This window comes from Cryobacterium sp. Hh38 (genome assembly GCF_004403235.1).
GTDB lineage: Bacteria > Actinomycetota > Actinomycetes > Actinomycetales > Microbacteriaceae > Cryobacterium > Cryobacterium levicorallinum.
On the sequence record NZ_SOHD01000023.1, the window covers coordinates 44,139 to 58,305 of the forward strand.

Annotated in this window: 7 protein-coding genes; 1 reads left to right on the forward strand and 6 read right to left on the reverse strand. The window is 64.5% G+C overall.

What is annotated here, in order from left to right:
- The 5 genes from E3T41_RS07960 to E3T41_RS07980 form a co-directional block, all read right to left on the reverse strand.
- Positions 1–1,077, reverse strand: a complete 1,077-nt coding sequence (locus E3T41_RS07960; RefSeq protein WP_134478019.1) for a glycosyltransferase — start codon at positions 1,075–1,077, stop codon at positions 1–3.
- Positions 1,078–1,137: 60 nt separating this feature from the next.
- The gene (locus E3T41_RS07965; protein WP_241991085.1) at positions 1,138–5,418 is read right to left on the reverse strand and encodes a LamG-like jellyroll fold domain-containing protein; all 4,281 of its coding nucleotides are present in this window, start codon (positions 5,416–5,418) and stop codon (positions 1,138–1,140) included.
- Positions 5,419–5,534: 116 nt separating this feature from the next.
- Positions 5,535–6,482 (reverse strand): glycosyltransferase family 2 protein, encoded by a 948-nt coding sequence (locus E3T41_RS07970; RefSeq protein WP_241991086.1) that lies wholly within the window; start codon positions 6,480–6,482, stop codon positions 5,535–5,537.
- Positions 6,483–6,581: 99 nt separating this feature from the next.
- Positions 6,582–9,878 carry a LamG-like jellyroll fold domain-containing protein gene (locus E3T41_RS07975; protein WP_241991087.1) on the reverse strand — a complete coding sequence of 1,099 codons (3,297 nt, stop codon included), beginning with the start codon at positions 9,876–9,878 and terminating at the stop codon, positions 6,582–6,584.
- 121 nt (positions 9,879–9,999) lie between these two features.
- Entirely contained in the window at positions 10,000–10,713 is a 714-nt protein-coding gene (locus tag E3T41_RS07980) for a hypothetical protein (protein WP_134478021.1), read from the reverse strand.
- Positions 10,714–10,886: 173 nt separating this feature from the next.
- Here E3T41_RS07980 and E3T41_RS07985 point away from each other — a divergent pair, with 173 nt between their 5' ends.
- A complete protein-coding gene (locus tag E3T41_RS07985) occupies positions 10,887–12,026 on the forward strand; it encodes a glycosyltransferase family 4 protein (RefSeq protein ID WP_134478023.1) in 1,140 nt (379 codons plus the stop codon).
- Between the two features lie 4 nt (positions 12,027–12,030).
- Here E3T41_RS07985 and E3T41_RS07990 read toward each other — a convergent pair whose 3' ends face one another.
- Positions 12,031–13,836 carry a hypothetical protein gene (locus tag E3T41_RS07990; RefSeq protein ID WP_134478025.1) on the reverse strand — a complete coding sequence of 602 codons (1,806 nt, stop codon included), beginning with the start codon at positions 13,834–13,836 and terminating at the stop codon, positions 12,031–12,033.
- Between the last annotated feature and the right edge of the window lie 331 nt (positions 13,837–14,167).

Here is a 14,167-nt window from a genome sequence, read left to right on the forward strand (position 1 = left end):
CTAGCGCGTCCCGACGAACATCCAGGCGTCGGCGGCCAGGCGCCCGTCGACCGCCGGCAGGTCGGCCACGCCAGTTCCTACCCGCTTCTGCAGGGCGTGCATGACCGCGTTCGCCAGGGCCGGAACCCCGGCCCCGGGGGCGACGACGTCGTGGCCGTGCTCGGTGAGCCAGTCCGCGAGGCCGGTCTCCGACGTGGTGACGATATTGCACCCGTGGGCCAGACCCTCAACTATGGGCAGGCCAATTTGCTCGCGCCACGTTGCCGTTGGCTGAGACGGCAGGGCGAGCACTCTCGCGCGCCGCAGGTGAGCATGAATTTCACTGCGCGGCGGGTCGATAATGACCTCGATCGTCGGGTCCTGCTCGGCCGCTTGACGGGCCCGGTCTTCGAGGGCCCCCTTGCCGATGATGGTCAGCCGCGCTGCGGGGATGAGAGCGGTGACGCTCGGCCAGGCCGCAAGCAGTTCAGGAAAGCCCTTTCGTGCCACGAGGGCTCCGAGAAAAACAACGCGCGGCTCGCCAGGGCCGGAATCGACCGGGCAGGCACACGGGGCGGGCAAAGCCGGGATGACGGTGCTCGTGGTTCCGGCCGACGGCCGACGCAGGGCGCTGCCGTAGGTAATTCTCGCGGCATCCGTGCCGAAGGCGATGCGATCGGTGTGCCGCCAGACAAACCGCGACAGGCGGCTGTTGGCGAAGCGCCGCAGTCGACCCTCCTCGCCGACCGGGCGGACCAGAGGATTTGAGTTTTCCATGGCGTAGCTGACGATCGTCGCGCGCGGGCCACCGAGCAGCGACCGCGCTCGCAGGCCACTGATGGCCAGCGCACTGCCCCACACGCTTGAGAGCATAAGCGGTTCGTTGATTTCGAGGGTGGTCACCTTCGACCGAGCCAGCAGCCAGGCGGCGCGCACCGGACCGGCCTGCACGACGGTGAGCCCCTCCACCAGGGATTCGTGAAAGTCGTATCGTTTCGCCCGATAGAGAATGGTCGCCTCCGGCAACACATGGGCACGCTCAAGATAAGCGCTGCGCAGGGTTCGGTACAACCTCGCCCGTGTGGTTACGATCCGCATCCGGCGCGATCCCTTTCCTGCTCAGTGCCTGTCATCGAAATAGCGCCTTGCCTGGACAAATTACTGGGGCATCACAGCGATCAGGTCATCGAAGGTCGCCGTCATCGGGCTCACGGTGGCCGAGCCACTGACGTAGAACGCCACCCCGATCGAACCGGCCTGCTGCAGGGCGGCCGTTGAATCCGTCGCACTGACCTGCCAGGTATCAGGGGCAGGCTCACCGAGCTTCCACGCCATCGCCTTGAGCGTGGTCGGTACGGTGCCGGTGACTTGCACCCGCAGCTGCAACTGATCGCCCGCCACGTAGCTGAGGCCGGGGATGGTCAAGGACTTGAGACTCGTCGCATAATGCAGGATCTGCACCTGCACCGCCCCGGAGGCCAACAGCTTAACGCGGGCCCGATAGTCGTCCGTACCAACCCGACGCCCGATCGCCGTGAGGTAGACGCCGCCGCCGGTCACTGCCTGCTGCACGCCCGTTGTCACGGTCAGATCGGTTTCAGTGGTTGACACCGTGCTCAAATAGCCGTTGAGCATCCTGCCTGGCACGGCACGGAGTTTGGCCACGCCGTCACCGACCGCGTAGTTTGCTGCTGATCCGGTCGTGGTCCATGACCCGCCGAGGTCCGCTGCGCCGAAGCCGGTGCTCATGGCTCGGCTGAAGGCATCCGCTGCGAACGCCGTCGCCGGCGCTGGCGCCGGGTCGGTGACCACAACGCTGCGGGAAGCGCTCGCCGTTGCACCGGCATCGTCGGTGACAGTGAGCACGATTTCATAGGTGCCGGCTCCCGCGTAGCCGTGGGTTGCCGTTGCCACGGCGGCAGATTCGGTCGCGCCGTCTCCCCAGACCCAGGTGTAGCCCGCGATCGTGCCGTCCGCGTCAGTCGAACCGACGCCGTCGACAGCGACCGCAAGATCGGTGGCCGTCGACGTGAAGGCCGCAACCGGAGGCGCATTCTCCGGGGCTGGCGGCGGGGCGGCGGTGACCGTGACCGACTCGGTGACGGCCGAGGTGGCCCCGGCATCGTCGGTCACGGTCAAGGTGACCTCGTATATTCCCGACTCGGCATACGTGTGGCTCGCCTGGACGGCGGTGCCGGTGGCGCCATCGCCGAACGTCCACGCATAGCTCGCAATCTGTCCGTCGGAATCCGACGACGACGCCGCGTCAACCTGCAGGGCCAGGTCGTCGACCGAGGTGACGAAGGCTGCTGTAGGTGGCAGGTTGGCCGTGCTTCCTCCCGATCCGAGCGTGAAGTGCTGGCCGATGACCCTTGGCGCCAGGGCGGTGGAATAAACCGCAACCTCGTCGAGGGTACCGGCGAGCGCCGGGCTGCTCGAGCCCCAGGTAGGGTCGCTGCCAATGCGCCAGTATCCCGAGTAGGCCTGCGCCGCCGGTTGCGGATTCGTGCCCACCAGTGCGCCGTCGACGTAGAGCTGCATGCCGGCGGGAGACTGCACGGCGACTACGTGGTGACTCACGCCATCGTTGTAGGACGCGGCTGAGGTGACCGTGTTTGCTTTGCCAGTCCAGGTGCCGAAGACGAGACGCCCATCATCCTGCAGGTAGACGTGACGGTCATAGTTGGTCGACAGCCCGGTCTGGCGGTTGCCGAAGCCGATGATTTTTCCGCCCTGCGTCGTGGTCGTGTTGAACCAGGCCTCGAGCGAGTACGTCGTCGGATTCACGAATTGCGTGTCGCTGCTGACCGTTCCGCCGTTGAAGGTGGCGGCGGTATTGCTCGCCCCGGCGATCAGTGCGTCCGTACCCTTCGTGACGGCTCCGGAATACGTTCCGGAATTGCCCAACAGGCCAGCATCGAGGGCGCTCGTTCCGGCAGCTTCGCCGAGCCGCCAGTACAGGTCGGGTTCAGCACCGTACACGGCGGCACCGTAGGCATCGGCGGGGGCGGCCGGCACCGGTGAGGTGCGGCCGGATGCGACGTAGTGGTCGAGCACCTGCTGACGGCTCAGCGGGCCGTTGTACAGCGCGACCTCGTCGATATCGGCTGCAATGTACCCGCTCGTCGGCTGGCTGGTCCAGCTGCTGAGGGTATCTCCGCCGATTCGCCAGAATCCCTGGTAGACCTGCCCGGTCGTCACGTCGGAGCGATGGGCCGCGCGCGTGCCATCGATGTACAGCGTCATGCCCGCCGGGCTGAGGCTGGCCACAATGTGATGCCATTGCCCATCGTTATAGCTGTCACTCGTATTAATGGTGCGAAGCGCGCTGGGGTAGGCGCCGAACCAGATCTTGCCGCCGTTGTCCATATAGACGTGGCGGTCGTACCCGGCCGAGCTGCCGGTGGCCTTGTCACCAAATCCAACGATTTTACCGCCTCGGGTGGTTGTGGTTTTCACCCACGCCTCGACACTGAAGTTGTTCGACGATTCTTCCGCCGTTGCGGTCGAGGCCAGCCCGTTTGCCGTTCCGTCGAAGCGAGAGGCGGCCTGCTCAGCAATGGCGCCTGAGATATCTCTGGTCACGCCCGACCGCACTGCCAGGTCGGCTCCGCCGGTCCAGTCGAAGGCCGTTGTGCCCTCCGGCTCACCCAGTGGCCAATAAGACCGCGGTGAGTCACCCAAAACGGATGCCGCGTAGTCACTCAGCCCCGCTCCCTCGGCAACCGTGACCGAGGCCACGGCACCGATGCGACTGTTGCCGAATGGGTCGGTCACGCGGATGCGATAGTCGTAGCTTTGTCCCGGTGTCAGCCCGGTGTCGCTCCAACTGAGCATCGGCCGGTCCCAATCGGTGGAGTCGGCCAGGATGGTCGCGACGCTCACACCGTCCCTGAGCACTTCGTAGCTGAGGTTTTCGTTGTCACGGTCGTAGGCGCTCATCCAGCTCAGCCGGGTGCCTCCCGGCACGAAGGACGCGACGGACGGCACGAAGTCTGCGGCCACGAAGGAGGTATTTGTGACCCGCGGGCCTTCTTTATTCGGGGCGATGGTCCGAGCCGCGAACCGCGCGAGCCCCTGCTGCCCTTTATTGTTTACGATCGTGAACTCGCCGCCATAGAGCAGGTAGTCCTCATTCGCGGTGATGTTCCATGGTCCCTGCCCTTGACCGGTGTACGTGCCCGAATTGATATCCGGGTAGAAGGTCAGCAGGTCGGGCCGGGGCGTTCCCTCAAAGTTGTAATACGAGCCGCCTGTCCGGTTTCTGGTGATGATTCCCTTCGCCTCCGATGTGAACGTCAGGGTGCGGTGGAAGGTCCACGGGTCGGTCTGCGGCGGGCCAGCGATGTTGCCACAAAAGTGAGCGTGCGAGGTGGTGTAGACGACGTCGCCCACTGGCACGGCAGAGTAGGTATCGCCGTGGCAGTCCTCGACCCAGATCAGCGCGCCCTCGTCCCAGCTGGCGCGAAACGCACCCTCGAGAGTTCCGCCGGTTCCGAAGACATAACCGGTTCCGATCACGCCCTGATCCGACGAGGTCAGGCTCAAGATGGCGGCGTCCTTGCCGCCGTTACGAATGATCGAGTTGATCTTCCACGGAAGGGACGCGCCGGTGGCGGCATCCGTTGCGGCCATGCCATAGCCGGGGTTGGAGCTGCCGTTGTACGAGGTGAACGCGCCGCCGATGACGACTCGGCCCCCGTCAGGCGAGATGGTCAGTGCGTTGACCCCGCCGCCGGCCGGCGTACCGGTCCAGGTGCCGAGTGCACCGTTGGACGCAGCGAATGAGGCCGTCATGGTGCGAGCCTGTCCCCCGGCGGTGGAAAAGGTTCCTCCGGCATAGACCGTGTCGCCGAAGAATCCCAGCGCCTTCACAGAGGCGTTCACGACCGGCTTCCAGGTGGAGACCAGGGCGCCCGTACCGGTGTCAAAGGCCGCCAGGCGGTACCGAGTGTCCGAACCGACCCTGGTGAAGGACCCGCCGGCGTAGACCCGGGTACCGTCGGCCGAGGCGACCAGAGCACGGACGGCTCCGTTGACGTTGGGGTTGAACGAGGAAAGGAGTTGTCCGGTGGTGAGGTTGTAGGCGAGCAGGTTGTTGCGCACCACCTCGTTGGCACCTCGGGCCGAGCCGGCCGGGCGAGCCCTGGTGAATTCCCCTCCCACGTACACCGTGTTCCCCACGATCAGCTGAGTCCAAACGACACCGTTGATCTGTGTCGTCGGCAGCGAATCCGCGGCGACCGTGGCCGGAGTGCCGACATCGACCGGTGCGGAATCCGCCAGCGCCACCGCTGGGACGCTCAGAACTCCGGCGATTACGGCGACCGCCGTCGCCAGAGCGAGCCAGCCTGCCCGTGCCAGGTGGGCCAGACGCGGGGTTCCACTGGGCGCTGGATCGACAAGACGGCGCGAAGGAATGAGCAGAGGAGCAGCCACCAGAAGGCCTCACTTAGGGTTTGGACCGTAGCCGTCGAATAGCCACCGCACTAGTTCGCAGTATATTGAGTCTTTGTCAGTTACCAATGCCCCCCATACAGGGGATTGGTGCTGGGCTAGCGCTTGTACTCGTGATAAATCGACCCCACGGAGCCGCTCAGCATGCCGGCACCGCGGGCAGCGGTGCGCAGCCCCCGGGCCCGATGGGGCAATTGTCCGATGATCAATCCGGTCAGGTAGCGGGCAAGGCCGCCCAGTACCCGCGCGGTGCCGCGGGCGACCATGGTGGCTCGCACGAGCATCCGCTCGCCGTGCGCGGTGTCGTCGAGATTGATTCGACTCCAGGTATTGCCCATGCGGAAAGCGCGCTGCAGCACCCATTCTCGGGTGAGCCGGCTGGCTGGGACCACGTCGATGACAATGGCCTCATCGCACCAGATCATTTGCCCGCCGAGGCGATGCAGCTGCCGGGTGAACAACGAATCCGAACCGCCGGAAATGCCGAACCGTTCGTCGAACTGCAGGCCGAGGCGGCGCACCTGAACGAGGTCAAGGAGCAGATTGTTGGTGGCGGCGAGCGAAACCGGCGTCCCCGTGGCGAATCGGCGGCGCTCAAAGAAGCCGCCGGCCCGAATCCACGGTTCAGGCTCCGTGTCGTATCGCGAGAGCACCGGACCGACCACGGCGGCCGGGCGAAAAGTAGCGTAGGTGTCGAGAAGCTGCATGAGCCACTGGGCAGTGGGCCGCTCATCATCATCGATGAAGATCAGCACTTGGGCATGATCTGCTTCCGTCAAGGCCCGATTGCGACCGGCCGCGATCCCAGGAATCGGTTCATGCACGTACCGCACCGGCACGGAGCCACTCGAAGCGGCGACCGCAGCCACCTGGTCACGTGCACCGCCGTGCGGATCGTTGTCCACGACGAGAATCTCGATCGACCGAGAAACCGTGGCGGCCTGGTCAAGGAGCTCTGGCAGCAACTCCACCAGGTCATGGGCTCGACAATAGGTGAGGACCGCGATCACGACGCTGACCTTACCACCCGGATATTCTTTGGTCACGATTCCCCCTCTTTGGCATTTCGCCATCACAAATCCTGCACAAGCAGCGGTGCCGCTCACCTCCGATCAGTCACGCTGATCGGCCTCTACCGGCATCGGTCAATTGACGCGCAGGGCGACGAAATCGTCGAAGGCCGTGGTGACCGGAGTCACGGTAGCCGTTGACCCGAGGTAGAGGGCCAGTCCGACCGAGCCCGACGCCTGCATGGCGGGCGTGGCATCCGTCGTACTGAGCTGCCAGGCCGACGGCTCGGTGCCGCCGACGCTCCAGACTTTAGCCCGAATGGTCGTAGGCCCGGTGCCGAAAACCTGCAGCCGGACCCGAAGCTGGGTTCCTGTCGTGTAGGTCAGCCCGGCGATGTTTTGCACTGTTAAGGTCGTCGCACCGTGCATGAGCTGCAGCTGCACAACACCCGTTGGCAGGAACTTGACCCTGGCCCGGTAATCATCGGTGCCAACTCGTCGGCCGATAACCGACGAGTACGCTCCCGAGCCGGTGGCCGCCTGCTGAAGTGCAATCGTCACACTCACGTCACTGTCAGCCACGGACACACCCGACAGATATCCGTTGACCGTGGTTCCGGCCGCGGCTTTAAACCGCCCGACACCTTCACTGACCGAGGAGTTCCCCGACGATCCGGTCGTGGTCCACGCGCCTCCGCTGGCGGCTGTGCCGAGCCCGCTGCTCAAGACGCGGGAAAACGCGTCGATTGCCACGGGAAGTTTGGGATCAACAGCCGGCACGAGCACGTTCTGCGTCGTCACGGCCGTTGCGCCAGAGTCATCGGCAACCGTGAGGGAGACCGGATAACTGCCGTCGACGGTGTAGCTGTGCGTGGCTGTTTTGCCAGTCGAATTCGTCCCGTCGCCCCACGACCAGGCGTATCCTGCAACGGTGCCATCAGCATCCGTCGAAGCGGATGCGTCCACCGAAACGGCAAGCGGCGACGTCTGGTAGCTAAAGGCCGCGGTCGGCTGCACGTTGGCCTGAGGGCCGGAGCTGCCCACGGCGTAGTGGTTCGCGATGGATGCCGCCCCGAGTGCGGCCGGATACACGGCGACTTCATCAATGTCAGCGGCGATGTAGTCGCTCAGGGGCCGACTGGTCCAGCCGCTCAGATTGTCGCCGCCAATGCGCCAGTAGCCTTGAATCGGGGCGGCGGACGTCGTGTCGGTGCGTTGGGCGGCGAGTGCTCCGTCGATGTACAGCGACATACCGTTTGCGCCGACAGTGGCGACGATGTGGTGCCACTGTCCGTCATTGTAGGACCCCGTCGTATTGACCGTGCGCAGAGCACCCGGCTTGACTCCGAACCAGATTCGGCCGGTATTGTCCATATAAACGTGGCGGTCGTAGGCGGCGGAGTTGGCGGTGGCGCTATTGCCGAGGCCGATTATTTTACCGCCACGCTTGGTCGTGGTCTTGACCCAGGACTCAACGCTGAAGTCGCCGCGCGGCGTTTCAAACGCGCTGGACGTGGCGAACCCAGCAGTAGTGCCGCTGAACCGCGAAGCAGAGCCATCGTCACCGCTGAGGGCGCCCGCGACGCCTCTGGTCACGCCAGAGTTGGTTTGCGCATTGGCGGCGGCGGCCCAGTCGAAGGCCGTCGTTCCGCCGGCTTCGCCGAGCGGCCAGTAGGACGTCGGCGAGTCCGCACGAACCGCGGATGCATACGCGCTGTAGATCCCGGCACTTGCGACGTTAACGGATGCCGGACTTCCGGTCTTCACGTTGCCAAACGGGTCGCTCACCCTGATCTGATAGGAATATGCCTGCCCGGGGGACAGTCCACTGTCCGTCCAGCCCATGCTGGGTCGGGACCAGTCGACGGATAGGCCCAATACGGTGCCGACCGATACTCCATCACGCAGAACTTCGTACTTGAGTCGCTCATTGTCACGGTCGTAGGCCGACTTCCACCCAATGCGCACCGTGCCGGTCGAGAGCGATTGCAGGTCTGGAACGAAAGCCGACGCGACGAAGGCCGCGTTGGCCAAGCGGGGCCCTTCTTTATTGGTCGCGGTCGTGGAGCTGGCGAATCGCGCCAGACCCTGCTGCCCCTTGTTGTTGACATTGGTGAACTCGCCGGCGTACAAGAGGTATTGACCATTGGTCACGACGTTCCAGGGACCCTGCCCTTGCCCGGTGTAGACGCCGGTGTTGATGTCCGGGTAAAAGCTCAACAGGCTCGGTCGAGGTTTGCCGACGAAGTTGTCGTAGCTGCCCACGGCGTTTGGCGTAATGAGTCCGGTGGTGGCCATCGTGAACGACAGGGTGCGGTGGTAGGAGCGCGGCGCCGTCTCGACCGGTCCGCCAATATTGCCGCAGTAGTGCGCGTGGCCGGTGGTGTAGACGACATTCTGCGTCGGGGCCGCGGAGTAGGTGTCACCGTGGCAGTCTTCCATCCAGATGATCGAACCGTCCGACCAGCTGGCGCGGAAAGTGCCCTCGAAGTTGGCGCCAGCGCCATAGTCGTATCCAGTGCCGAAGACACCATCGGACGAGGAGGTCAGGCTCGTGATCCCGCCGTTGATCCCTCCGTTACGGAGTAGCGAGTTGACCGCCCAGGGCAGGGAGGCGCCGGTGACGGCGTCGAGGGCCGCCATCCCGTAGCCGGGGGTGCTGGCGCCGTTGTACGAGGTGAAGGCGCCGCCGATAATGACCTTGGCACCATCGGGCGAGACGGTGAGGGCGTTGACGGCGCCGCCGCTCGGGGTTCCTGACCAGGCCTTCAACGCACCGTTGGAGGCGTCAAAGGACGCAATCTGAGGGCGCGGCTGACCACCGGCAGTGCTGAAGACCCCGCCAGCGAACAACGTGCCACCCGAAAATCCGAGCGCTTTGACCTGAGCGTTCAGGACTGGGGCAAACGAGGCGACGAGCGCGCCCGTGCCGGTGTCAAAGGCCGCCAGACGGTACCGATTGGCTCCGCTCACGGAGGTGAACGAGCCGCCGGCATAGATTCTGCTGCCGTCTGCGGAGGCGACGAGTGCTCGAACTGCACCGTTGGGGTTTGGGCTGAACGTCGGGATCAGCACACCGGTCGTCAGGTTGTAGGCGAGCAGATTGGTGCGCACCACCTCATTCACCCCAACGCCGGAGCCGGCCGGGCGGGCTCTGGTGAATTCACCCCCCACATAGACTGTGGTGCCAACGATCAGCTGGGTCCACACCACACCGTTGATCTGCGCGGTGGGCAGGGAATCCGCGGCCATCGTCACCGGCGTCGCCGGATCGGTAGGAGCGGTGTCGGCTACGGCCTGAAGTGGAACCGTGAGAACGGCGGCGACAACCGCGACAGCGGTCAGCAATCCGAAAACACCGGCGCGTGCTGGCCGCTTACGAACCGAAATCAGACCTGCGAGGTTCAGTCGAGACGCGTAGAGAGATCCCACGATATTTCCTTACTCGGATGAAGAGCGGGGCCGTCGGGTGGCCGTCGCATTCAATGGAGTCTAGTGAGATTTTCTCAGTACGGAATGCCCTCTATAGGGGGCAGCCATTTGCACGGCCTGGTCAGTGCGGTGCCGTGCCCTCAAAGAGCACGATCGGCACGCCAGCCGAGTAGTCGACAGCGATCTGCACTTCGTCTCGCGCATCAGCGGGGACAGTGAAAACGAACACGCCCTGCGCGGCCTGGCCCGCGGCGACCGCGTCAGGAAATGGGACTCCGCCTGGCGCGGCAAGTTCGGTGGCCGGCGACTGGGCAGCCCCAAAGAAGAAGTTGACGACGGTTGACGTCAACGACACGGTCGCAGCCGTGTCGTTGCGAACAGAGACGGCGAACCGGAGCGACGGCCCGGCAATCTCGCCCGGTCCCCGCGCCACACCCTCGACCGCCTCGAGCTCGCTGATACTGAACACGACCCCGGGCACGGCCACGGCGGGGTCCGTCAGTGGGACCGGTTCCTGAACCTGTGGCGGAGCGACCTCGCTCGATGGAACGCCGACTCCGGCGTTCGGGTCGGGGACGCTCGGGGCGGGCGGCGTCGTTTCGGCCGGCACGGGGCTGGGCGAAGGGCCGGGCGACCGAGAGGGAGCGGGGGATGGGGTCGTCACGGACCGCGTCGCGGTGACATCGGCCGAATCGGCACGTTGGGATGCCCAACCGTTAGCCACCAGCATGATGACCACGAGCAGGGCCAGCAGTCCGGCCCCGGCGATCCACCACAGCCGACGCCGCGAGCCCGCGGTTTCGGGACCGGTATCGGAGGGGTGGTGCACGACCATGGTAGAACTCCAAGCTGAGGACCCGCTCAAAAAATGAATAGGGTGAAGACGTCGTTGAGCCATTAATACACGCGTGGGGTTTCTTTCCAAGGGGGCACCTGAGCCCACTTTTGGGGGTCCCCGCCCACCCTGTACAGTGTGTGAAAGCTGCCGACCACTGATGAGGCCCACACATGCGCATCGCAATCCTGCACGGGAACAATGACGCCTACGGGGCCTCTCGCGTGCTCATTCAGGAAATCTCCTGCCTCCTCAGCCTCGGCCACACGGTGGCCGTCATCGTGCCAAATGGTGGACCACTGGCAGAAGATCTGGCTCAGTCCGGACTCTCTGCGACCGTCATCGTTGACCCGGGGCTGTCGGTCCTGAGGCTCAGCAAGATCTCAGACCTCCTGCATCCGATTCGTCTTCGACCAGAAATTACCCACGCCGACGTCGTGGTCTTGTGGACGCTCGCCCTCGCCGCGTACATTCCACTCCTGCGCCTGAAACGCAAGAGCTTTTACCTGTCGGTGCACGAGCTGCTCCCCAGCCGCTTGGGAAATCTCCTGGTTCGGGTACTCCTGGCCCCCGGCCGCTTTCCGATCTGCGCCTGCAGCGAAGCCACGGCAGCGTGGCTGGAGCAAAACGGGGTCGCCCGCACGCGGCTGACCGTGACGTCGCCCGTGTTCGACCCGGTCACGCTCGTCAGAGCACCGACGCTCCACGACCCGTTCACCCTCGCCGTCGTCGGCCGCGTCAATGGCCGCCGGGGACACCTCGAGGTGACTCAGGCGCTCCAATCCCTGTGGCCGGCGGTAAGCCCCGACCCTCCGACAACCGGTTCGTCCTGGCGACTGCTTCTGTTCGGTGCGCCATTTCCCGGTCAGGAGTCCGCTCTCGACGCGGTGTTGCACCTGATCGAGGGCGACCCCCGGATCGAGTACCGCGGCGAGGCAAAATCCTTGGAATCCATCGCGAGCCAGATCGATGCTGTTGCCTGTTTTCCGTCCATGCCCGAGTCGTTTGGCCTCGTTCCCGTTGAAGCATGGCGGGCGGGGGTTCGGGCTGCGGGATTCACCGACGGTGGGCCCGGCGAGGTGTTGCCCATTGTCGGCGGCATCGGCGTGGCACGCACCGGTGCACCCCTGGCTGACATTTCGTCGGCGCTCCTCACTCTGGAGCGGTCCGTCCGAGCACGAAAAGCTTTGCCCGAACCGTCGACGGTCAACCCGCTCTTCACGAAGGAACGCCGTCTGATATCGCTGACCCAGGTTCTCAACCAGGCCGTTGCCCGGCCAGCCCGCCGCACGGTCCGAAAACGCTCATCCTGACCGGCTACTCCTGCCCCTTCGGCGCAGGCAACACGTTGAGGTCGGGAACCACCGCGGGCTCAGGCACCACGTTCAGGTCGGGAACCGCTTCAGGCTCAGGCACCACCTGTGGCTCCGGCACGAGCTGTGCGTCGGGAGCGACCTCGGGTGCCGGCAACAGAATCACGTCGTGAGCGACTTTCGGTTCAGTGGACGCAGTCGGGTCCGGTGTCTGCGTGAGGGTAGCGGCGCTGGCAGCTCTGACACTGACGGCATCACCTGTGACGGTATTTCCGAACGGGTCACTCACCCGAATTTGGTACGAGTACGTCGTTCCGGGCGTGCGACCGGTGTCGGTCCAGCTAATCGTGGGGCGGCTCCAGTCGACGGATAGCCCCGTTTGTGTGCGCACGACAGCGCCGTTTCGCAAGACACGATAGGTAAGCAATTCGTTGTCGCGGTCGTAGTTCGACGTCCAGGTGACCTTGACCGTTCCGGCGGTTGGTGTGGTGAGCGTTGGCGTGAAACTGGCACCGGTCACGCGCGGCCCTTCTTTGTCTGGCGCGATGGACGACACCGCGAAGCGCACAAGTCCCTGCTGCCTCTTGTTGTTGACGAGGGTGAATTCGCCGCCGTAGAGCACATATTGGGAGTTGGCGGCTACGTTCCACGGCCCCTGACTTTGACCGGTAAAGTTGCCGGCATTGATGTCGGGGTAGAAGGTCAGCAGTGACGGGCGGGGGCGCCCCTCAAAGTTGAAGTAGCTCCCACCCGTGCTGTTTCGGGTGATAATGCCCGTTGCATTTTTCGTAAAGGCCAGAGTCCGATGAAAGGTTCGCGGACTGGTTTCCGAGAACCCACCGATGTTTCCACAAAAATGGGCGTGCGCGGTCGTATACACGACGTCGCCGACCGGAACGGCCGAGTAGGTGTCACCATGGCAGTCCTCGATCCAGACGGTGTTGCCGCTGCTCCAGCTGGCCCGGAACGTTCCCTCGAACATGGCGCCGGGGCCATAGTCGTAGCCAGTGCCGTAGACGCCGCCGGAATCCGAGGTGAGCGACAGAATAGAACCGTTCGGGCCAGCATTCTTGATGAGCTTGCCGATGTTCCAGGTCATTCCGGCGCCCGAGCTGGAATTCGTCGCCGCCATTCCATAGCCGGGAGTCGTCGCGCCGTTGTACGAAGTGAACGAACCGCCGATGACGACCCGGTCGCCGTTCGGCGAAACTGTAAGGGCGTTCACGGCCCCGTCGGGCACCGTGCCCTTCCAGGTACCGAGCGACCCGGTGGAACCGGTGAACGACGCGATCCGCTGTCGTCCCTGAGAGTTGGCCGAGGTGAAGCTCCCCCCCGCGAAGACGGTGCTCCCAAACGCGCCAAGCGCTCTGACGGTGTTGTTCGCCGTGGGTTTCCAGCTGGAATCGAGCCCCCCGGTGGCCGTACTGAAGGACGCCAACCGAGTTCGCGTCACGGACCCGACGGTCGTGAAGGCTCCACCCACGTAGATGCGAGATCCGTCTGGCGAGGCGGTAATCGCCCGCACCGCGCCATTGAGGTTGGGGTTGAATGACGTCATGACACCAGTCGACAGGTTGTACGCCATGAGATTGTTGCGCGTCACCTCGCTCGTTCCGGCCGAAGCTCCAGCGGGGCGTGCGCGAGTGAACTGGCCACCGACGTAAACGGTGTTTCCGACGATCGTCTGGGTCCACACCACCCCGTTGATTTGGGCGGTCGGCAACGCATCGGCCGCGACAGTATTGGGGGTGGAAGAATTTGGCGGTGCCGTGTCCGCTTGCGCGCTGCCGGTACCAAAAAAAATCGTCACCGCCAAAGATGCTGTCGCGATCATTGCCACTATCGGAGACCGAACGCTCCGCGCCATAAGAAAACCTCAATTTCAACTCGGACGGCGGCCTTCGGGCGGCCCCGTGGTGCCGGAATTATACTTGACTTCACGAATTTCGGGCTTCTGCCGCGAAAAACTGCAGGCCCGACCGTCGTTGGTCCGTCGGGGCGTGCGCCGGCGGACCGGCATCCGTTCATTTCTCACCCCTAGTCAGGCTGAAGGATAAAGGTTAGGATTCCTCACTGCCTCTCTTGTCCGAATCCTGTTGAAGCTCGCGCTGCAGCCTGAGAGAAATCTGAGCCTTCTGTGA

What these genes read in the sequence shown, in the direction of transcription:
- E3T41_RS07985 (WP_134478023.1), top strand. Translation starts at nt 10,887, where the DNA reads ATGCGCATCGCAATCCTGCACGGGAACAATGACGCCTACGGGGCCTCT.
- E3T41_RS07980 (WP_134478021.1), bottom strand. Translation starts at nt 10,713, where the DNA reads ATGGTCGTGCACCACCCCTCCGATACCGGTCCCGAAACCGCGGGCTCG.
- E3T41_RS07960 (WP_134478019.1), bottom strand. Translation starts at nt 1,077, where the DNA reads ATGCGGATCGTAACCACACGGGCGAGGTTGTACCGAACCCTGCGCAGC.